This is a genomic window from Flavobacterium branchiarum (genome assembly GCF_030409845.1).
In the GTDB taxonomy this organism is placed as follows: domain Bacteria; phylum Bacteroidota; class Bacteroidia; order Flavobacteriales; family Flavobacteriaceae; genus Flavobacterium; species Flavobacterium branchiarum.
In genome coordinates this window covers 2,492,802-2,514,068 of sequence record NZ_JAUFQQ010000003.1, presented here as the reverse complement: position 1 = coordinate 2,514,068, position 21,267 = coordinate 2,492,802, and the positions used below count along the sequence as shown (strand labels likewise).

Genomic DNA, 21,267 nt, shown 5'->3' with positions numbered 1-21,267 from the left:
CTATCGGGGCTAGAAACATCAACAGTATAAACTATGGCATTAGTTCTAAATTAGATATCAAATCTAAGAAGTCTAAAAATCTAATAGTCTTAAAAACTAAGTTATGAAACTTTGGGAAAAAGGAATACCAACAGATAAGCAAATTGAGCAATTTACAGTTGGAAATGATAGAGAACTTGATTTGGTCTTGGCAAAATACGATGCATTAGGATCAATTGCACATGCAAAAATGTTAGGTCAAATTGGGCTTTTAACTGCAGATGAAACCAATTCATTAGTTGATGCTTTAAACGAAATTATAGCCGATGTTGAAAAAGGAAATTTCGTAATCGAAGATAGTTTTGAAGATGTACATTCCAAAATCGAATATTTACTAACAGTGAAATTAGGCGATGCAGGAAAGAAAATCCATACGGCACGTTCTCGTAACGACCAAGTTTTGGTTGATGTACATTTGTATCTAAAAGATGAGGTGAAGGCATTAAAAGAACAAGTAAAAAGTCTTTTTGACTTGTTAATGGAATCTGCAGAGAAACATCAGAATGTATTATTGCCAGGATACACACACTTACAAATTGCAATGCCATCGTCATTCGGAATGTGGTTTTCGGCTTATGCAGAAAGTCTTATCGATGATATTACAATGCTAAATGCAGCTGGTAAAATTGTAGATCAAAATCCATTAGGATCAGCAGCAGGTTACGGAAGTTCGTTTCCAATAAATAGAACATTTACAACAAAAGAACTAGGTTTCGAAACTTTAAAATACAATGCAGTTGCGGCGCAAATGAGTCGTGGTAAAGCAGAGAAAACATTAGCATTTGCTATGAGTAGCGTTGCAGCAACATTGTCTAAATTTGCCATGGATGTTTGTTTGTATATGAGTCAGAATTTTGATTTTATCAGCTTACCATCACATCTTACAACGGGTTCGAGCATTATGCCACATAAAAAGAACCCAGATGTGTTTGAGTTAATTCGTGGTAAATGCAATAAGATTCAAGCATTACCATATGAAATCACTTTAATTACAAATAATTTACCAAGTGGTTATCATAGAGATTTACAACTTTTAAAGGAAGGATTGTTTCCAGCAATTCAAAATCTAAAGGCTTGTTTAGATATTGCAATTTTCTCTATAAAAGACATAGCAGTAAAAGATCGCATCTTAGAAGATAAAAAATATGATTATTTATTTACAGTAGATACATTAAATGAAATGGTTGTTGCAGGAATGCCTTTTAGAGATGCTTATAAAGAAGTTGCAGAACAACTTGAAAAAGGTACTTTTAAGTCACCAAAAGAAACAAAACATACACACGAAGGAAGTATTAATAATTTGTGTTTAGAAGCTATAAAAGATAAGATGAAGAGCTCTTATTAATTCAGGAAAATGCGCTATGAAATCATAGCGCATTTTTTTTGATTGAATCCCTTTTCAGTAAGGCAGAAAATTCATGCCAAATATCTATATTTGATAATTAGTTATCTTAAATTAACAGTATGGCACAATTTGAAGAAGAGGCAACTCAAAAGCTTTTTGATAAAAAGTTAATTAGCGAAGAACAATTCGTACAGGTAAAAGCCTATCGTAGTTTAGGGATTTTCTCTTTACATAACGAACTAAAGCTGTTTTTATATCTCTCAGTATTATTATTTACTACAGGAATTGGAATTTTAATTTACCAGAACATTGATACAATAGGCCATATAGCCATTTTGTCTTTGTTATTAATTGTTACAGTAGTTTGTTTTTATTTTTGTTTTAAAAACTCAAAAGGATTCCAAAGAGGAGAGTCGAGTTTTGAAAATCCAGTATTACAATATTTAGTTCTCGCAGCAACAATTTTGAGTTGTATTTTTGTGGGATATATTCAGTTTCAATATGAACTATTCGGAGCACATTATGGTTTGGCTACATTAGTACCTACAATCATCAGTTTCTTTTGTGCCTATTATTTTGATAATAAAAGTGTGTTAACAATCGCTGTAACAGGTTTAGCCGCTTACATTGGCCTTTCGGTAAGTCCGCAAACTTTGCTGAATAATAATTTCTATACCACAGACACCTTAAGTTACTCGGCAATCATATTAGGTGGTTTATTAATTGTTTGGACTATTTATAGTACAAGGATTAATTTAAAAACGCATTTCAATTTTATATATCTTACCTATGCTTTACATTTAATTAGTATTGCTGTTATCAATAATTTATATCAAGATTATTGGTTGATTTTTATGATTGTCTTAGGGGCTTCAACTTATTATTTCTATAAGATAAGCTATCAAATCCCAGCAATTTCATTATTTGTATTTACTATTATATACGCCTATATCGGGATTAATATTGTCGTCTTTAAATTTTTAGAGTTTATAGATGCTTCTGATTTTTATGAGGTGGTAGTGTTTTTAGCTCCTTTTTATGTAATAGGATCTATTATTTTATTTATCAAATTAATTAAAAACTTCAATAAACAAAAAGCAAATGATAGTATACGATAAGAATTTATTGAAGAATGGTTTTTTGCTTGATGAAGCTGAGAATTTACAAAAGGCAAATTTTATCACCAAAGAGCAATTAGAGAGTATTTCTAAAGGATTACCTGTACTTAAAAGTCAAGATAATATACTAATCCGTATTGGTTTCTTTCTATTAGGAGTCTTTTTATATTCATCTATTTGTGGTACTATTTCTTTATTAGGAATTAGTGCTTCTTCGGATGATTTTATAACTGTTTTAGTTTATCTTTTTGCAATAATAGGTTTTTTAGGAACGGAGTTTTTAGCACAACAAAAATACTTCGGACATGGTTTAGATGATGCTTTTGTATTAGGAGCACAATTGACTTTAGCAATAGCAGTAGCAATGACTTTTGCAACAAATATATTGCGGACCACTAATACAGATGTGTTGGCAACGATGATTACTGTGACGATAGTTTCTTTTTTATTGTACAGGCGTTATTTGCATTTGTCCTCCGCATTGATTTTTTGTTTAGCATCGACTACAACATTGGGATACTCCTTCTTTAATTACATAGAGCTAGGCAGTGTTATTTTACCATTTGTATTAATGCTTTATGCAATTGTAATATATTATAGTAGCAAAAGATTCCTTAATGACTTAGAGGAGCCTTTTTATTATAACGGAATCTTATTAATGAAAAGCTTTAGTCAGATATTATTTTATCTTTCAGGAAATTATTTTGTTGTGAGAGAGCTTTCTGCAAGTTTAACAGGAGGATATTATGAAATAAGTCCAGAGATATCATTTGCATTGTTTTTTTGGATTTTTACATTTATTGTCCCAGTAGTTTATTTGTTTTTAGGGATACGTAATAAAGATAGAATCTTACTTTGGATTGGGGTTTTATCCTTTGGTTTTTCAATTTTTACTTTCAGGTACTATAATTCTATTTTGCCAACAGAAGTAGCATTGACTTTTGGAGGATTGTTACTTTTTGGGTTTACCTATTTTTTGATTAAAAAATTACGAGACAATGAAAAAGGAGTAACATTTAAACCCGATCGATTAGATAATTCAAATTCACTACTCAATGCCGAGGCTTTAATAATAGCTTCTACTTTTGGAATGAAACCAGAAATAAAACCAGAACAATCACCAATGGAGTTTGGTGGTGGTGATTTTAGTGGTGGTGGTTCGGGAGGAAGTTTTTAATGAATCTAAAATGATGTTTGTAATCCGTGAGACAGGAAAACATCAAAATTAAATAAAAGCAAAAAAGCAAAACATTGAATTAGTAGTTCAACGTTTTGCTTTTTTTTATTTTTATAAAAGATGATTTACAGAAAATATCTTAGACTTTACTTTTTAATGCTTCAGCATCAATGTCGCTATGAGAAACATGATATACACATTTTCCGTCTTTAATAAGTAATAATTGCGGTGATTGATGAATAACATCAAAACGCGAAGCTATTTCATTAGATATATCACGATAAGCTATTAAGTCAAGGAAATAAGCCTTAACTTTAGTGTCCAAATCAAATTCCCTTTCAAATTGTTTTAACGCCATTTTACTAATACTGCATCGAGTACTGTGTTTAAATATAAGAATTTGCTTATCTTTAGATTCTGTTACAATTTGGTCTAATTGATCTAAACCTGTTAAAGGAATCCAGTTTATTTTTGTTTCTGCTGGTTTATTTTGGTCAGAATCTCCAAATAATGATGATAGAAAACTCATAGCTTGTCTGTTTTGTGACATTTTGGCATTTAAAAACAATTAAAATTGAATTTTTAACGCCATTTTGTCTGATTTTTTGTTGTGGAATGTAATTTGAGAAATAATAAACAAAGTTACTTATTAAAATAGAATCATAAATCATAAAATCAATATAAAGATGAACATAAATAAATTTACAATCAAATCGCAAGAAGCTATTCAGCTCTCTCAGCAGTTGGCTCAACAAAATGGTCAACAGCAAATAGAGAATGAACACATCTTCAAAGCTATTTTTGAAGTTGATGAAAATGTAGCGCCATTTATTTTGAAAAAACTCAATGTAAATGTGCCTTTATTTCTTCAAATTCTTGATAGCACAATACAGAGCTTTCCGAAAGTTTCGGGAGGAGATATATTGCTTTCCAGAGATGCGAATAAAGCATTAAATGAAGCAGAGATTATAGCACAAAAAATGAACGATGAATATGTTTCAATCGAACATTTAATACTTGCTATTTTTGAATCAAAAAGTAAGGTTGCTCAGATTTTAAAAGATCAAGGAGTAACAGGTAAAGGCTTAAAAGCCGCTATAGAAGAATTACGTAAAGGAGAACGTGTAACTTCAGCATCAGCCGAAGAGACTTATAACTCCTTAAATAAATACGCTAAAAACTTAAATGAATTAGCACGTACAGGTAAGTTAGATCCTGTTATTGGTCGTGATGAAGAAATCCGACGCGTATTACAGATTCTAACTCGTAGAACCAAGAACAATCCAATGTTAATTGGTGAGCCTGGAGTTGGTAAAACAGCTATTGCCGAAGGTTTAGCACACCGAATTGTTGATGGTGACGTACCTGAGAACTTAAAAGATAAAATTGTTTTCTCATTAGATATGGGAGCTTTAATTGCCGGTGCAAAATACAAAGGTGAATTTGAGGAACGATTGAAATCGGTAGTTAAAGAGGTTACTGCAGCCGAAGGTGATATTGTTTTATTTATTGACGAGATTCATACACTTGTAGGAGCAGGTGGAGGTGAAGGAGCTATGGACGCTGCTAACATCTTAAAACCAGCCTTGGCACGTGGAGAATTAAGAGCTATTGGTGCTACGACTTTAGATGAGTATCAAAAATATTTTGAGAAAGATAAAGCGCTGGAACGTCGTTTCCAAAAAATTCTAATCGACGAGCCAGATACAGAAAGTGCTATTTCGATTTTACGTGGAATTAAAGAAAAATATGAAACGCATCATAAAGTTCAGATAAAAGACGAAGCAATTATTGCAGCTGTTGAACTTTCACAACGTTATATTACCAATCGTTTCTTGCCAGACAAGGCGATTGACTTAATGGATGAGGCAGCTTCAAAATTGCGTATGGAGATCAATTCAAAACCTGAGGAATTAGATGTTTTGGATCGAAAAATAATGCAATTAGAAATTGAGATAGAAGCCATAAAACGTGAAAATGATGAAAGCAAGCTGAAAGTGCTTCATATGGATTTGGCTAATCTGAAAGAAGAGCGAAATGAAATCTACGCCAAATGGAAATCTGAAAAAGATGTAGTAGATGGAGTTCAAGCTGTAAAATTAGAAATAGAAGATTTTAAACATGAAGCAGAACGAGCAGAACGTAATGGAGATTACGGTAAAGTAGCCGAAATTCGTTACGGAAAAATAAAAGAAGCTCAAGAAAGACTGGATGTTTTATTGAAACAATTACAAGAGTATCAATCTGGTAATTCTTTGATTAAAGAAGAAGTTACAAGAGAAGATATTGCCGAAGTAGTTGCAAAATGGACAGGAGTTCCAGTTACAAAAATGCTTAAAACAGAAAGAGAAAAACTCTTACATCTGGAAGATGAATTGCATAAACGTGTAGTTGGTCAAGAAGAAGCTATTGAAGCAGTAAGTGATGCTGTAAGACGAAGCAGAGCTGGTTTACAAGATATGAAAAAACCGGTAGGTACATTCCTTTTCTTAGGAACTACGGGAGTTGGTAAAACAGAGCTTGCTAAAGCATTAGCAGAATATCTTTTTGATGACGAAAATGCTATGACCAGAATTGATATGAGTGAATATCAAGAAAGACATAGTGTAAGTAGATTAGTTGGTGCACCTCCAGGATATGTAGGATACGATGAGGGTGGACAATTAACAGAAGCAGTACGTAGAAAACCGTATTCAGTAGTGCTGTTAGATGAGATTGAAAAAGCGCACCCAGATACGTTTAATATTTTATTACAAGTATTAGATGAAGGTCGATTAACAGACAATAAAGGACGTTTGGCCGACTTTAAAAATACAATTATTATCATGACTTCAAATATGGGAAGTCAGATTATACAAGAAAAATTTGAAAACTTGAAAGGTGGTATTGAAGAGGTAACAGAAGCGGCAAAAGTAGAAGTACTTGGGTTGTTGAAACAAACGGTTCGTCCGGAGTTCATTAACCGTATTGACGAAATTGTGTTGTTCCCACCTTTAACAGTAGATAATATTACGCAAATTGTTGGTTTGCAATTAAAAAGTGTTACAAAAATGTTGGCTTTGCAAGGAATTACAATGGATGCAACTCCAGAAGCAATTGCTTATTTATCGGATAAAGGATTTGATCCACAATTCGGTGCAAGACCTGTAAAACGTGTAATACAAAGAGATGTTTTAAATCAATTGTCAAAAGAAATTTTGGCCGGTAAAATAACTACAGATAGTATTATTTTGCTAGATGCATTTGATGGTAAATTGGTTTTTAGAAACCAAACACAAGAAGTGACCCAATAATTTTGATTTTTATTAATTTGAAAACACCAGTCGAAAGGCTGGTGTTTTTTTTTGCTTAAAATAAAATGCAAATTTGCTTAAATTGGAAGAAAAAGATTCAAACAAAAGTATTAGATTCGCATGGAATAATAATAACGCATTGCTTCAATTTGGTGCATCTTATCAAATGGCAATGCAGTATCTAAAACAAGTATATGGCATCAGGTTTTTTCGTTATATTAGATGATATTGCAGCAATTATGGATGATGTTGCAGTAATGAGTAAAGTTGCAGTTAAAAAGACAGCAGGTATCTTAGGAGATGATTTGGCTGTTAATGCCGAAAAAGCTTCTGGGTTTGCTTCCTCAAGAGAACTTCCAGTATTATGGGCAATTGGTAAAGGCTCGTTTATTAATAAGTTAATTATTTTACCAATAGCATTTTTACTTAGTGCTTTTTTTCCGGTAGCAATTATAGTAATCTTAGTTTTAGGAGGATTATTTTTAGCTTATGAAGGAGCAGAGAAAATATTTGAATTTTTCTTTCCACACAAGCATGAAAAAGTTGAGGTTGCAGATAGAGTTTTCTCTGAAGAAGATGCTTTAGCAGTTGAAAAAGAAAAAGTAAAATCAGCAATTGTAACCGATTTTATTTTATCAGTAGAAATAGTAATTATTGCACTAGGAACGGTAATAGGAAAACCTATTTTATCGCAAATTATTGTTGTGTCGATTATTGCAATAGTTGCAACAATTGGAGTTTACGGGCTAGTCGCACTTATTGTTAGAATGGATGAGTTTGGTTTAAAACTGATTCAACATAGTAAAAAAGAACGTAGTTTGTCAAGAACTATAGGGAATCTATTAGTGAAAGCACTTCCAAAAGTTATTCAGAGTTTATCAGTAATTGGTACGATAGCTTTACTATTAGTTGCTGGTGGAATATTTGTGCATAATATTGAATTTTTCCATCACTTAACACCTTGGTTGCCTTCTGTAGTAAAAGATTTTATTATCGGACTTGTTATGGGGTTTCTGGTATTAGGAATAGTAACCGTAATCAAAAAAATGATTCCAAAAAAAGAAGTGGCAGAATAATTTTTTTGCCCATTATATAGGACACCAATCGAAAGATTGGTGTTTTTTTTATGTCAAAAGTGAATTTTTTTAAATATTTAAGTTATTGGTTTTGAATAGTTTATTTGTTTGTTTGGTTTTTTTAACAATTTTATGAAGCAACCATCTCAATTCATTTGTATCTATATTGTAATTAATAACAAAAAAGATATAATTATGAAAAATTTCAATTTAAAATCAGTTTTAACTGTGTTATTCTTAGCAACGGCATTAATTTCATGTAGTAATGATAATGATGAGGAGCTGCCGACTACTCCTGAATTTACTGTGAAAACTGCTTTAGTGACTGAAGTTAAAGGGCCAGAAAAAGGAAAAGTAAATGAAGAGCTTAGTTATGAAGTAACTTATTTAGTTGATAATGCTTGTGCGCAATTTGGAAAAATTAGTGAGGTAACAATTGGAACAGAAAAAGGATTGAAAGTTGAAGCTAATTATCCATCAGGAGTTTGTACGTTACAAGTTCCAGGTCCACAAAAAACGGTTTACAAATTCAAATCAGCTACAAAAGGAACCTTTGATATAAAATTCAAAAAATCAGACACTGAATTTGTAACTGCAAAAGTAATTATTGAATAATTAACCTGATTCAATATAGAGAGTGCTTACTATGTAGAAATAAACAGTCAGTAAAAAGCTGTTTATTTTTATGACATTCAATTAAACGCCAGTTAGAACGCTGGCGTTTTTTTATTTTGGAGCAAGAGGTTTTTTTTTTCACAAGAACACATGTCCCGCTATTCGTTTTAATATTTTGTTTTTTAAAGGAAAAAACAAAATGATTACCACTGCTATCGGGGCTAGAATAGAAATTTTAGTTTTTTATTAGAACCAATACCTCACTTTGCTATTCCTTTAAAAATTACTATTTTTGCACTCTAAATTTTAAGACATGCCGAATAAAAAATATAAAATAGCCGTTATCCAGTTAAATCTGAATGATGTTGCCGAAAATAATCTTAAAAAATGTATCAGTTGGGTAAAAGATGCAGCTAATAAAGGGGCTGAAGTAATCTTATTACCAGAGCTATATAGTAGTCATTATTTTTGCCAAAGTGAAGATGTAGACAATTTTGCATTAGCAGAACCATTATACAGTACTTCGTTTATTGCTTTTAGTGCTTTGGCTAAAGAATTAGGAGTGGTTATTATTGTTCCTTTCTTCGAAAAAAGAATGGCTGGAATATATCATAATAGCGCTTATATTATAGACACAGACGGAACTGAAGCAGGATTATACCGTAAGATGCACATTCCAGATGATCCACATTTTTATGAAAAATTCTATTTTACTCCAGGAGATTTAGGTTTTCAAGCAATTGAAACAAAAAAAGGAAAAATAGGAACACTAATCTGTTGGGATCAATGGTATCCAGAAGCAGCACGTATTACGGCTTTAAAAGGAGCAGAAGTATTGTTTTATCCAACAGCGATTGGATGGCATCCAAAAGAAAAAGAGCAATACGGAGAAAATCAGTATGGAGCTTGGATGAATGTAATGAAAGGGCATGCTGTTGCTAATGGTGTATTTGTGGCTGCAGCTAATAGAATTGGTTTAGAGCAATATATCGATGGTACAGATGGAATTCAATTTTGGGGAGCTTCATTTATAGCTGGGCCCCAAGGAGAGATTTTAGCGCAAGCTTCTCACGATAAAGAAGAAATTTTAATTGCAGAGGTTGATTTGGATTTACAAGAAAATGTACGTCAGAACTGGCCATTTTTTAGAGACAGAAGAATCGACGCTTTTGGAGATATTACCAAAAGAGCAATCGACTAATTTAATCGATTTATATAAAAGCAAAAAGGACAAAATTTACATTTTGTCCTTTTTTTATTTCTTAGAGTAAAGTTTACTAATTATTTAACTTTAAAAGTTACTCTTCTTACGATTTGACGTGCTTCTTTAGAATTTTTGTTCACAGAAGTATCTTCACCGTTAGCAATTACATTTAATCTAGAAGCATCAATTCCAGCATTTGTAGCTACTTTTTTCACAGCTTCAGCTCTTTTTCTTGATAATTCAGTATTGTAACTTGAACTTCCGATTTCGTCAGAATATCCAATGATATCTGCAGATTTACCAGGATTATTTTTCAAGTATTTAACTAAAAAGTCAACACCAGATAAAGAAGCATTTGTTGGTTTAGATGAATTAAAATCGAAATATACATTTACGTATCCTCCGTTAATCAATTCTTCAACAGTATTGTTTGTTGCAGTTTCACTTCCTTTTTTAGCATATGTTTTATCTAAATAGCTTTCTAACTCATCTGGAACACCATTTTGATTAGTATCAATAGATTGTCCTTTAGTGTTTACAGCAACACCAGAAACAGTATTAGGCTCTAAATCATAAAAATCAGCAACACCATCTTTATCAGTATCGATAAGACCAGTTTCTAATGTATTAACTCTGTCTTCTAATTTTCTTAATCTATCATTATCTTCTGAATGCCAGTCAGCATGTTTTTGATTTTTACCTAAGTAGAAAGTTAAACCAACAGAAGCATTTAATAATATTCCATCAAATGAACTAGTTGTTGTTTGTCCCATTCCGTCAAAGTTATAGTTTTGTCTACCATTAACAATTCCAGTAAGGTCACCAGTTAAAGCAAAACTGTTGCTTAATCTAATTTGTCCAGTAAGACCAACAATTCCGTGAGCCATATAGTCTTTTCCAGCAAAACCATTATCAGCGCTTAATTGAGATACTCCAAAACCACCATGTCCTAATAAACCAATAGTATTAGTCCAAGTCTCGAAGTTTAAAGCTCTACCAATGTTCACAACCCCTTGCAAGCTTGTTCTTAATAATTTGGTGTCAAAAGGAGCAGTGTTATCACGTTCTTGAAATTGATCGTAACCAAAATCTAATTTTAAACCAAATTTAGGACTAAACATATAACGCACACCTAAATCTGCGTGAAAAGGGTTAAGTGTAGATGTAGAATATCCATCGCTCATTGTTCTGGTTGGTTTGTTTAAACCACCATTTAATTCGATAGACCATTTGTTGTACGAATTTTTTTCAATTGTAGGTTGTGTAGCACTTGGTGCTGTGCTTTGCGCACCTGCCATCATAGACAGTAATAAAAGTGATACGGATGCTAATTTCTTTTTCATGATATCCTATTTTGTTAAATTTAATTTTTTGAGTCTTTTCGTTATTAACTCAGGATAAAAATAGGGTTATCGAGTTATATATACGTTCTATTGCAGTTACATAATTCCCATGTTTCACTGGGTTCTTTGTCAATTTTTAGTTTTTTACTTACTAATATTTTTAATTATTTAATGAAAAATTTAATTCTATCTAACTGGAAAAAAACAACTTTACATAATGATAAAGGGTATGAATGCTTATCTTTGTTTTTTTTTAATTTAGAACCTTTTTATGACGACGAATAATAGGATATTTCCCGCAGAATGGGAAAAACAGCAAGGAGTTGTATTGTGTTTTCCTCATAATGGTAAAGATTGGCCAGGTAAATACGAAGCAGTTCAATGGGCTTTTGTAGAATTTATAAAAAAAGTAGCTGCACATGAAATTGTTTTTTTGGTAGTTGCCGATGAAGATTTGAAAGCAAAAGTTAATGACATGCTTGAAAGAGCACATGTAGCTTTAAAGAATGTTACTTATATCATTCATAAAACCAACAGAAGCTGGATGCGTGATTCAGGACCAATTGTTGTTAAAAATGGAGATAAAAGAGAAGCTTTAAACTTTAATTTTAATGGTTGGGCAAAATACAAGAACTTTCAGTTAGATAAGTTTGTACCTGCAAAAGTAGCTGCGGTTTTGGATATTCCAGTAACTCAGGTTATGTATAAAGGAAAGCCAGTTATTGTTGAGGGTGGTGCTATTGATGTAAACGGAAGAGGAACATTGTTAACTTCAGAAGAATGTTTGATGCATCCAACGATTCAAGTTCGTAATCCAGGTTTTACCAAAGAAGATTATGAAGCTGTTTTTAAAGAATATCTTGGAGTTACCAATGTAATATGGCTAGGAGACGGAATAGAAGGGGATGATACGCATGGACATATCGATGATTTATGTCGTTTTGTTAATGAAGATACTATTGTAACCATCGTAGAAACGGATTCTAATGATTCTAACTACAAGCCTTTACAGGATAATTTAAAGAGATTACAAAACGCGAAGCTTGAAAACGGGAAATCTCCTGTAATTGTTGCTTTGCCAATGCCAAAAAGAGTCGATTTTGAAGATTTAAGATTGCCAGCAAGTTATGCTAATTTCTTAATTTTGAATAACTGTGTTTTGGTTCCTACATTTAACGATAGTAATGATCGCGTAGCGCTTAATATTCTTTCAGAATGTTTTCCAGATCGTGAAGTAATCGGAATTAGTTGTGTGGACTTTATTTGGGGGTTTGGAACATTACATTGCTTAAGTCAACAAATTCCAGCTTAAAAAGCCTTTAAAAGCTAGTATGTCGTAAGACAGCATTAAAAAAATATCTGTACATATTATGTATGGATATTTTTTTTTGCACTATTTCTTTATCTTAATAGTTATGATACAGTAATTAAATATGAAAGTTTAAATAATACTCATGATAAAGACTTTGTTCTTAATTTTGTATTTTTTAATGCTTCATTATGAATTGATTAAGAGTTTTTAGGAATCTAAATTAATTTATTTAAAAAAAGTAGATTTATAACGAGTAATAAAATTGATGAAAATAGAGAATATACAGAAGATTCTAATGTTTTTAGAAGATAATTATCATCGACAAATTGATCCCAAAGAGTTAGAAGATATTTCAAATTATTCTTATAGAAATATTCAGCGTATTTTTAATTCAATACTCAAGGAGACAATTGGAGATTTTTGTATCCGATTAAAACTAGAAAATGCATACAAGCAATTGGTTTATACAGATCATTCGATTGTAGGTATTGCTTATGATGTAGGGTATAGCAACAATCAATCTTTTGCTAAGGCATTTAAAAATAAATTTCTAGTAACTCCATTGCAAGCTAGGCAAAACAAGAAGATACTTTTTGATGAATATGTCAATGTAAAAAAAGAGATGCTTTCGTTTATTGATTTTGAATATGTGTATAGGGAAGAAATAAGTGTTTATTATAAAATATTGATGAGTAATAATTATGATAACAGCGCAATAAATGAGCTGTGGGATGCTGTTATTGAAAAGAATAGAACAATCGCACCTTATGATTGTTTTGGAGTAATTGTAGATCAACCAATAATTTCAGATAAAGAAAAATCAAGATATGAAGTTTGTATAGGTAGTTGTGTTAATCCTAAATTATATCTTTCGAAAACTATATTTGGAGGGTGGTATGCTAAATATATTCATCTTGGTAGTTATGATGAAATTGAAGAAACGTATCGTGAAATTTATTACCGATGGATTTATGAAAGCGATTATGAATTAGGTACTTTATCAATTATTGAGCAATATATTGAGAATGAGAAGTCTGCAAATTTTATAACAGAAATTTATGTTCCAGTAAAACGTAAGTTGTCAAAATAAGACAATCCTTGTATGTGAGCTTGTTATAGTTTTGCATATCTAAAATTCATATAAAATGATAAAATTTCAAATTTTAATTTTGTTTACATCGATTGTAACACCAGCTTTTCATTCATGTGCTAGCGACGAAAGCATCAGTGAAGTGATACAAACGCCAGATCCTTCGCAAGTACAATATAAAATGCCCGACGAATCTGAGCCACATGAAGGAACGTGGTTACAATGGCCTCATCAATACCAGCATGGTGTTTCATACAGAAATGATTTGGATGATACATGGATAGCAATGACCAATGCATTACAATCTACAGAAAAAGTGCACATTATTGCTTATGATTTAGTAGAGCAAGCTAGAATTATTAATTTATTGAAAAAAGCAGGAGTTTCTCTAGTAAATATAGATTTTAAAATACATCGTACAGATGATGTTTGGGTTAGAGACAATGGACCTATTTATGTGCGAGATGCACAAGGAAAGTTAGTAATAGAAGATTGGGGATTTAATGGCTGGGGAGGAAAATATGATTCAGCTAATTGCGATGCAATACCAACTGCTATCGGAGTCGATACAGGAATGGCTGTATTGAATTTAAATAATATTATGGTAAACGAAGGTGGATCTGTAGAATTAGATGGTCATGGCGTATTAATGGCCACAAAAAGCTCGATAATTAGTCAAAAGCCTAAAAATTCAATCAGAAATAAAGGAATGAGCCAAGCTCAAGCAGAGTCAAATTTTACAAAATACCTTGGTGCAACAAAGTTTATTTGGTTAGAGGGAGGTTTTAGCGAAGAGGATGTTACAGATATGCATATTGATGGAATAGTAAAATTTGCTTCGGGTAATAAAATGATTACCATGAGTGATTCAGATTTATCAAACTGGGGACTTATAGATTCGGATATTGCTATTTTAAAATCAGCTTCAAATGCTAAAAATGAAGTGTATACAAAAGTGATTTTACCACTTACGCAAGGTAATGTAACTACAAAAACAGGAATCGCTTTAGGGTACAAAGGAAGTTATATTAATTTTTATGTAGCAAACGGAAAAGTTTTGGTGCCTAATTATAATGATCCTAATGATGCTGTTGCTAATAAAATTATTGAAGAATTGTATCCTGGTAGAAAAGTTATAGGGATAGATGTGAGAAACTTATATGCGAATGGAGGAATGGTACATTGTGTTACACAACAACAGCCCTTACAGTAAAAAAAAATATAAAATTAATTAATAAAAAAAATAGCGTATTGAGTTTTCAATACGCTATTTTTTTATTCGGCTTTAGGATCTCTTCATTGTCTCACGAACGGAGGAAGTAATTGGCTGGAAACTTCTCCAAAACCGATACGTACTTCATTGCTTTCGCAATATCCTCTCATAATTACAGTGTCGTTATCTTCTATGAACTTACGTTCACTACCATCGTTTAATTTTATTGGATTTTTTCCTCCCCAAGTTAGTTCAAGCATAGAACCATAACTATCAGGAGTTGGGCCAGATATTGTTCCAGAACCCATCATGTCACCAGAATTAACGCGACAACCGTTAGAGGTGTGATGTGCTAATTGTTGGCTCATTGACCAGTACATGTATTTAAAGTTTGATCTAGATATTACTGTTTCCTCTTTGTCTAAAGGTTTAAGAGAAACTTCTAAATTGATATCAAATCCTTTTTTACCTTTAGTTTGCAAATAAGGTAGAGGCGAAGGATCTTGTTTAGGTCCTTTTGTTCTAAATGGTTCTAAGGCATCCATAGTTACGATCCATGGAGAAATAGAAGAAGCAAAGTTTTTTGCCAAGAATGGACCTAAAGGCACATACTCCCATTTCTGAATGTCACGAGCGCTCCAGTCATTTAATAAAACCATTCCGAAAATATAATCTTCGGCTTCATAAGCAGGAATAGGCTCGCCCATTATGTTAGCATCGGTTGTAATAAATGCTGTTTCCAATTCAAAATCAATTAATCTTGATGGACCAAAAACAGGAGAATTTTCTCCATTAGGAAGCGTTTGTCCCATTGGTCTGTGTACAGGAATTCCAGAAGGAATAATAGTTGAGCTTCTTCCGTGGTAACCTACAGGGATATGTAGCCAGTTTGGAAGTAAGGCATTTTCTGGATCACGAAACATTTTCCCTACATTAGTTGCATGTTCTCTGCTTGAATAGAAATCGGTATAATCACCAATTAAAACAGGTAGTTGCATTTCGACATCATCGATTTTAAAAATCACAATATCTTTATCTTTTGTAGAGTCTCTTAGTTGAGGATTGTTAATATCAAAAATATCGGCAATACGGTTTCTAACCAATCTCCAAGTTTTTTTACCATCTGAAATGAAATCATTTAGCGTGTCTTGCATAAACATATCATCAGTTAAGTCAATTCCTGAGAAATAGCTTAATTGTTGTAAAGCACCTAGATCTATGGCGTAGTCACCAATTCTTGTTCCAACCGTTACTATATTTTCTTTGGTAAGAAAAACACCGAAGGGAATGTTTTGAATAGGGAAATCACTATTCTCTGGTACATCTAACCATGATTTTCGTTTAGTATCGTTGGCAGTTATCGGCATGTGAATGTTAATTATTTGTTGAAAAAATTACTTGTCAAATATATCATAATCTAACAGTTTGACAAGCGTTTTTTTGTATTTTTGCATCAAATTAACGAAAAACTAAAAAATGCAACGCGACGAACAAATTTTTGATCTTATTCTTGAAGAACAAGACAGACAAATTCACGGATTGGAACTAATCGCTTCAGAAAATTTTGTAAGTGATGAGGTAATGGAAGCAGCTGGTTCTGTTTTAACAAATAAATATGCAGAAGGTTATCCAGGTAAAAGATACTACGGAGGTTGTGAAGTAGTTGACGTTATTGAACAAATTGCAATAGATAGAGCTAAAGAATTATTTGGAGCTACTTACGCAAACGTTCAACCACACTCAGGATCACAAGCAAATACTGCAGTTTATCATGCATGTTTAAAGCCAGGAGATAAAATCTTAGGATTTGATTTATCTCACGGTGGACACTTAACTCACGGGTCTCCAGTAAACTTTTCTGGACGTTTATATACGCCAGTTTTTTATGGTGTAGATAAAGAAACAGGACGATTGGATTATGATAAAATTCAAGAAATTGCTACTAAAGAGCAACCAAAATTAATTATTGCAGGAGCTTCGGCTTATTCTCGCGATATGGATTTTGAGCGTTTTAGAGTAATTGCAGATAGCGTTGGAGCAATTTTATTTGCTGATATTTCGCACCCTGCTGGACTTATCGCTAAAGGGTTAATGAATGATCCAATTCCTCATTGTCATATTGTTTCTACAACGACACACAAAACATTACGTGGACCACGTGGAGGATTAATCTTAATGGGTAAAGATTTTGAAAACCCACAAGGATTAACAAATCCAAAAGGTGAAATCAGAATGATGTCTGCATTATTAGACTTAGCTGTGTTTCCAGGTAATCAAGGTGGGCCTTTGATGCACATTATTGCAGCTAAAGCGGTTGCTTTTGGAGAAGCATTACAAGATGAATTCTTTACTTATGCAATGCAATTAAGAAGCAATGCAAAAGCAATGGCAGAAGCTTTTGTAAAAAGAGGATACGATATCATTTCTGGAGGAACAGACAATCATATGATGTTAATTGACCTTAGAAATAAAGGGATTTCAGGTAAAGATGCTGAAAATGCATTGGTAAAAGCTGAAATTACTGTAAATAAAAATATGGTTCCATTTGATGATAAATCACCATTTGTGACTTCAGGAATCCGTGTAGGAACAGCTGCAATCACAACTCGTGGTTTAGTTGAAAGCGATATGGAAACTATTGTTGCTTTAATCGATAGAGTATTAACAAATCACACTAGTGAGGAAGTTATCGAAGAAGTTGCTAATGAAGTAAATGAAATGATGAGCGAAAGAGCTATCTTCGTTTACTAAAAAGAAGTTTCAAAGTTTAAAATATTTCAAGTTTAAAGTTTTGCGATTGCGGGAAAACCGTGTAGCAAAACTTTAAACTTTTTTTAGTTTCGGATTAAACTTGAAATAAAACAAACAAAAGAAACTTGAAACCAAAAGGAGTCTGAAATAAAATAAGAACATGGGAGTACTTAGATTACAATTACCAACTGACCCAAGATGGGTAAATATTGTTGAGAAGAACATTGAAGAGATATTAACTGATCATGCTTGGTGTGAGCAAAAAGCAGCTACAAACGCTATTACCATAATCACTAATAACTCAGAACATCAAGATTTAGTTAAAGATTTACTGGCTTTGGCCAAAGAAGAAATTGATCATTTTGAACAAGTGCATAATATCATCATTAAAAGAGGATTAAAACTTGGACGTGAACGCAAAGACGATTATGTAAATGAATTGTATTTGTATATGAAGAGAAGCAGTGACGGAAGCCGTGTTTCTAGCTTAGTTGAGCGATTATTATTCTCAGCAATGATTGAAGCTAGAAGTTGTGAGCGATTTAAAGTGCTTTCGGAAAATATCAAAGATGAAGAGTTATCCGTTTTTTATAGAGACTTAATGGAAAGTGAAGCGGGACACTATACTACTTTTATTACCTATGCTAGAAAATACGGTGTCGGAATTGATGTAGAGAAACGTTGGAGAGAATGGCTTGCTTATGAAGAGTCTATTATTTCTAATTACGGAAAAGGAGAAACGATTCACGGGTAGATTTTAGTTTTCAGTCACAGTCACAGTCACAGTATTCAGTTTCTGTTTAGGATGATGCTGTAAACGTTTGTATGAGAATTATCTAAGTAAGTCTAATTAATTTATCGCAAAGGACGCAAGGTTTTTATATTGTAAATCTTTTATAAACGCTAAGTTCGCAAAGCTGTATGTAAAGATAAAGATCATCAATCTAAGTAGTCTAATAATCTAACAGTCTAATAATCTAAGTAAGTCTAATTGATTTATCGCAAAGGACGCAAGGTTTTTATATTGTAAATCTTTTATAAACGCTAAGTTCGCAAAGCTGTATGTAAAGATAAAGCTGATTATTGATGAATCTAAAATTCTGACAATCTGAGAAGTCTAACTAATCTAATAATCTAAGTAAGTCTAATTGATTTATCGCAAAGGGCGCAATGTTTTATATTGTAAATCTTTATAAACGCTATGTTCGCAAAGCTGTATGTAAAGATAAAGCTGATTATTGATGAATCTAAAATTCTGACAATCTAAGAAGTCTAACTAATCTAATAATCTAAGTAAGTCTAATTAATTTATCGCAAAGTGCGCAAGGTTTTTATATTGCAAATCTTTATAAACGCTAAGTTCGCAAAGCTGTATGTTAAAACAAAGATCATCAATCTAAGTAGTCTAATAATCTAAGTAAGTCTAATAATCTAACAGTCTAATAATTTAAGTAAGTCTAATTGATTTATCGCAAAGGGCGCAAGGTTTTTTATATTGCTAATCTTTATAAACGCTAAGTTCGCAAAGCTGTATGTTAAAACAAAGATCATCAATCTAAGTAGTCTAATAATCTAAGTAAGTCTAATAATCTAACTGTCTAATAATTTAAGTAAGTCTAATAATCTAACAGTCTAATAATTTAAGTAAGTCTAATTGATTTATCGCAAAGGGCGCAAGGTTTTTTATATTGCTAATCTTTATAAACGCTATGTTCGCAAAGCTATGTCTGAAATTAAAACTTGGAATTCTAATAATCTAACAATCTAATAATCTAAGAAGTCTAACTAATCCAACAATCTAAGTCAGTCTAATTAATCTAACAATCTAAGCAGTCTAAAAAATGATTACATTCAAAACAGCAACAATAGCAGATGTACCTACAATAAGAGAAATTGCATTTAAAACTTGGCCTAATACATATGGCGAAATTTTGTCTAAAGAGCAACTTGATTATATGCTCGGTAAATTTTATGAACCAGCTCTTTTAGAAGACAGTATTCTTAACGGTCATATTTTTACAATGGCGTACGAAGATGATTTATGTCTTGGTTATGCTGGGTACCAACATAATTATTTAGATAAGAATGTTACTCGATTAAATAAATTGTACTTACTTCCAGAGTCTCAAGGAAAAGGAATGGGGAAAATGTTAATAGATACAGTAGAGGCGTCAGCTAAAGAAAATGGATCGGATATTGTTACTCTGAATGTAAATCGATTTAATAAAGCGTCTTCTTTTTATAAGAAAATGGGATTCGAAATTGTAGACGAAGCAGATATCGAGCTTGATTTTGGATACTTAATGGAAGATTATATAATGGAAAAAAAGGTAAAGTAAGAACCTGTTTATTAAATTCCTAAAATCACCTTTTTTCTATTTAAGTAATGCTAAAATTAGGAATGTAGCGGTGTTTTAGGAATCTTTTTTGTAATATTACTATATAAATTATTTTTTTTGATGAGAAAGATAAAGTACAAGAAAGGCCGAAAATTACAACCCTATTATTTAGAATATACAGGTCAGCATAAAGACACGCAGTCGGAAATGCAACTCTTTGTTTATGACGATTTAGAAGTAACAGAATATGATAATTTTAATATAGCGGCTTTAAATACTTGTATTGATTACACCAAAAATAACTGGCTTAATATTCATGGTTTAAACAATATTGATTTGATTAAATCTATTGGTGAATATTTTGGAGTAGATGGATTTACACTTGCTGATATACTCAACACTACTAAAAGAACAAAGTTACAGGAACAACAAGAGATTCTGTTCTTTAATATAAAATCACTTTTACCTTCGGAGCATTCTGATAATATTAGCGTCGAACAGATTAGTTTTATAATCAAAGATGGCATTTTAATTTCTTTTCAGGAAAAACGAAGTGATTTTTTTACTCACATCCGCGAACGCATAAGGCAGCATGCAGGTATTGTAAGAAATAAAAAAGTCGATTACCTACTTTATCTACTATTAGATGCAGTGATGGAAAATTTTTATATCACACTCGAAGATGAAGAAAATAAGGTTGAGGAACTAATTAATATAACCAAAGGAGATACGAGTCCTATTATTCTTGAGAAAATTGAAAAACACAGGGATAATTTTAATTTTTTAAAGCGTTCAATCATACCACTTCGAGACTCTTTATATGATATTAAAAGTATAAAAGACGACAATACATTTAATGGAATAGAGAAAGAAAATTTTAGTTTTTTTGCTCGTTTACATCAAAAAAGCCTAGAACTTTTAGAACAAATAGAATCGGATATGAGCTCGTTAGAAAGTGCTTCTAATTTTTATTTTTCGGCGCAAAGCCATAAAATGAATGAAATTATGAAAACACTAACGATTATTTCAGCAATATTTATTCCGCTTACTTTTATAGTTGGTGTATACGGAATGAATTTTGAAAACATACCTGAACTTAAGTATCAGTATGGTTATTATTCTGTTATGATTGGAATGTTTTTATTGGTGATAGCTTTGATTATTTATTTTAAAAAAAGAAGATGGTTTTAGTGTCAATAGCCTATAATGCTAGTACTGATACTTTAATAAAGTGTATTAAGTTAGAATGAAATTATAAGGGATAATGATGTCTTTTATATGACAAAAATCAGTTGTAATAAAAGTGGATTTCTTTAGTTTTGTTTATTTAAATGAAGGAACTTATGATAGGG

The 21,267-nt window shown here is 32.0% G+C and carries 17 protein-coding genes; 14 read left to right on the top strand and 3 right to left on the bottom strand.

Annotated elements, in window-relative coordinates; genetic code table 11:
* The first annotated feature begins 103 nt into the window (after positions 1 to 103).
* The 3 genes from argH (at position 104) to QWY99_RS11560 (ending at position 3,679) form a co-directional block, all read left to right on the top strand.
* Positions 104 to 1,384 (top strand): argininosuccinate lyase, encoded by a 1,281-nt coding sequence (gene argH / locus QWY99_RS11570; protein ID WP_290265184.1) that lies wholly within the window; start codon positions 104 to 106, stop codon positions 1,382 to 1,384.
* A 119-nt stretch (positions 1,385 to 1,503) separates the two neighbouring features.
* Positions 1,504 to 2,502 (top strand): DUF2157 domain-containing protein, encoded by a 999-nt coding sequence (locus QWY99_RS11565; protein WP_290265182.1) that lies wholly within the window; start codon positions 1,504 to 1,506, stop codon positions 2,500 to 2,502.
* Positions 2,486 to 3,679: a hypothetical protein gene (locus QWY99_RS11560; protein ID WP_290265180.1), complete on the top strand. Its 1,194-nt coding sequence runs from the start codon at positions 2,486 to 2,488 to the stop codon at positions 3,677 to 3,679. The genes QWY99_RS11565 and QWY99_RS11560 overlap by 17 nt, the downstream gene beginning before the upstream one ends.
* Before the next feature lie 139 nt (positions 3,680 to 3,818).
* Here the strand turns inward: QWY99_RS11560 and ytxJ are convergent, their stop codons facing one another.
* Positions 3,819 to 4,208, bottom strand: a complete 390-nt coding sequence (gene ytxJ, locus QWY99_RS11555) for a bacillithiol system redox-active protein YtxJ (protein WP_290265178.1) — start codon at positions 4,206 to 4,208, stop codon at positions 3,819 to 3,821.
* Between the two features lie 157 nt (positions 4,209 to 4,365).
* Between ytxJ and clpB the strand changes: the two genes are divergently transcribed.
* From clpB to QWY99_RS11535, 4 genes are all read left to right on the top strand, one after another.
* Positions 4,366 to 6,972: an ATP-dependent chaperone ClpB gene (gene clpB, locus QWY99_RS11550; RefSeq protein WP_290265176.1), complete on the top strand. Its 2,607-nt coding sequence runs from the start codon at positions 4,366 to 4,368 to the stop codon at positions 6,970 to 6,972.
* A gap of 194 nt (positions 6,973 to 7,166) precedes the next feature.
* Complete coding sequence (locus tag QWY99_RS11545; RefSeq protein WP_290265173.1) at positions 7,167 to 8,048, top strand: DUF808 domain-containing protein; 882 nt, start codon at positions 7,167 to 7,169, stop codon at positions 8,046 to 8,048.
* 195 nt (positions 8,049 to 8,243) lie between these two features.
* Entirely contained in the window at positions 8,244 to 8,663 is a 420-nt protein-coding gene (locus tag QWY99_RS11540) for a hypothetical protein (RefSeq protein ID WP_290265169.1), read from the top strand.
* Between the two features lie 313 nt (positions 8,664 to 8,976).
* Positions 8,977 to 9,864, top strand: coding sequence for a carbon-nitrogen hydrolase (locus QWY99_RS11535; protein ID WP_290265167.1), 888 nt, complete (start codon positions 8,977 to 8,979; stop codon positions 9,862 to 9,864).
* Between the two features lie 80 nt (positions 9,865 to 9,944).
* On the opposite strand, the gene QWY99_RS11530 is transcribed toward QWY99_RS11535, so the two are convergent.
* Positions 9,945 to 11,210 (bottom strand): OmpA family protein, encoded by a 1,266-nt coding sequence (locus QWY99_RS11530; protein WP_290265165.1) that lies wholly within the window; start codon positions 11,208 to 11,210, stop codon positions 9,945 to 9,947.
* A 271-nt stretch (positions 11,211 to 11,481) separates the two neighbouring features.
* On the opposite strand from QWY99_RS11530, the gene QWY99_RS11525 reads away from it, so the two are divergent.
* From QWY99_RS11525 to QWY99_RS11515, 3 genes are all read left to right on the top strand, one after another.
* Positions 11,482 to 12,522: an agmatine deiminase family protein gene (locus QWY99_RS11525; protein WP_290265163.1), complete on the top strand. Its 1,041-nt coding sequence runs from the start codon at positions 11,482 to 11,484 to the stop codon at positions 12,520 to 12,522.
* Positions 12,523 to 12,787: 265 nt separating this feature from the next.
* Positions 12,788 to 13,612, top strand: coding sequence for an AraC family transcriptional regulator (locus tag QWY99_RS11520; RefSeq protein WP_290265161.1), 825 nt, complete (start codon positions 12,788 to 12,790; stop codon positions 13,610 to 13,612).
* Positions 13,613 to 13,667: 55 nt separating this feature from the next.
* Positions 13,668 to 14,825 (top strand): agmatine deiminase family protein, encoded by a 1,158-nt coding sequence (locus tag QWY99_RS11515; RefSeq protein ID WP_290265159.1) that lies wholly within the window; start codon positions 13,668 to 13,670, stop codon positions 14,823 to 14,825.
* Between the two features lie 83 nt (positions 14,826 to 14,908).
* Here QWY99_RS11515 and fahA read toward each other — a convergent pair whose 3' ends face one another.
* The gene (gene fahA, locus QWY99_RS11510; RefSeq protein WP_290265156.1) at positions 14,909 to 16,192 is read right to left on the bottom strand and encodes a fumarylacetoacetase; all 1,284 of its coding nucleotides are present in this window, start codon (positions 16,190 to 16,192) and stop codon (positions 14,909 to 14,911) included.
* A 109-nt stretch (positions 16,193 to 16,301) separates the two neighbouring features.
* Here fahA and glyA point away from each other — a divergent pair, with 109 nt between their 5' ends.
* The 4 genes from glyA (at position 16,302) to corA (ending at position 21,106) form a co-directional block, all read left to right on the top strand.
* Complete coding sequence (gene glyA / locus QWY99_RS11505; protein ID WP_290265155.1) at positions 16,302 to 17,576, top strand: serine hydroxymethyltransferase; 1,275 nt, start codon at positions 16,302 to 16,304, stop codon at positions 17,574 to 17,576.
* Positions 17,577 to 17,736: 160 nt separating this feature from the next.
* Entirely contained in the window at positions 17,737 to 18,330 is a 594-nt protein-coding gene (locus QWY99_RS11500) for a MiaE family protein (RefSeq protein ID WP_290265152.1), read from the top strand.
* 1,087 nt (positions 18,331 to 19,417) lie between these two features.
* Positions 19,418 to 19,915 carry a GNAT family N-acetyltransferase gene (locus tag QWY99_RS11495; RefSeq protein WP_290265150.1) on the top strand — a complete coding sequence of 166 codons (498 nt, stop codon included), beginning with the start codon at positions 19,418 to 19,420 and terminating at the stop codon, positions 19,913 to 19,915.
* 120 nt (positions 19,916 to 20,035) lie between these two features.
* Entirely contained in the window at positions 20,036 to 21,106 is a 1,071-nt protein-coding gene (gene corA / locus QWY99_RS11490; protein ID WP_290265147.1) for a magnesium/cobalt transporter CorA, read from the top strand.
* Positions 21,107 to 21,267: the final 161 nt, after the last annotated feature.

Bases quoted from the DNA above. Each gene is read 5' to 3' on its own strand.
- ytxJ (WP_290265178.1), bottom strand. From the start codon at position 4,208: ATGAGTTTTCTATCATCATTATTTGGAGATTCTGACCAAAATAAACCA.
- corA (WP_290265147.1), top strand. From the start codon at position 20,036: ATGAGAAAGATAAAGTACAAGAAAGGCCGAAAATTACAACCCTATTAT.
- clpB (WP_290265176.1), top strand. From the start codon at position 4,366: ATGAACATAAATAAATTTACAATCAAATCGCAAGAAGCTATTCAGCTC.
- QWY99_RS11545 (WP_290265173.1), top strand. From the start codon at position 7,167: ATGGCATCAGGTTTTTTCGTTATATTAGATGATATTGCAGCAATTATG.
- QWY99_RS11560 (WP_290265180.1), top strand. From the start codon at position 2,486: ATGATAGTATACGATAAGAATTTATTGAAGAATGGTTTTTTGCTTGAT.
- QWY99_RS11525 (WP_290265163.1), top strand. From the start codon at position 11,482: ATGACGACGAATAATAGGATATTTCCCGCAGAATGGGAAAAACAGCAA.
- fahA (WP_290265156.1), bottom strand. From the start codon at position 16,192: ATGCCGATAACTGCCAACGATACTAAACGAAAATCATGGTTAGATGTA.
- QWY99_RS11530 (WP_290265165.1), bottom strand. From the start codon at position 11,210: ATGAAAAAGAAATTAGCATCCGTATCACTTTTATTACTGTCTATGATG.
- QWY99_RS11495 (WP_290265150.1), top strand. From the start codon at position 19,418: ATGATTACATTCAAAACAGCAACAATAGCAGATGTACCTACAATAAGA.
- QWY99_RS11500 (WP_290265152.1), top strand. From the start codon at position 17,737: ATGGGAGTACTTAGATTACAATTACCAACTGACCCAAGATGGGTAAAT.
- argH (WP_290265184.1), top strand. From the start codon at position 104: ATGAAACTTTGGGAAAAAGGAATACCAACAGATAAGCAAATTGAGCAA.
- QWY99_RS11520 (WP_290265161.1), top strand. From the start codon at position 12,788: ATGAAAATAGAGAATATACAGAAGATTCTAATGTTTTTAGAAGATAAT.
- QWY99_RS11540 (WP_290265169.1), top strand. From the start codon at position 8,244: ATGAAAAATTTCAATTTAAAATCAGTTTTAACTGTGTTATTCTTAGCA.
- QWY99_RS11515 (WP_290265159.1), top strand. From the start codon at position 13,668: ATGATAAAATTTCAAATTTTAATTTTGTTTACATCGATTGTAACACCA.
- QWY99_RS11565 (WP_290265182.1), top strand. From the start codon at position 1,504: ATGGCACAATTTGAAGAAGAGGCAACTCAAAAGCTTTTTGATAAAAAG.
- glyA (WP_290265155.1), top strand. From the start codon at position 16,302: ATGCAACGCGACGAACAAATTTTTGATCTTATTCTTGAAGAACAAGAC.
- QWY99_RS11535 (WP_290265167.1), top strand. From the start codon at position 8,977: ATGCCGAATAAAAAATATAAAATAGCCGTTATCCAGTTAAATCTGAAT.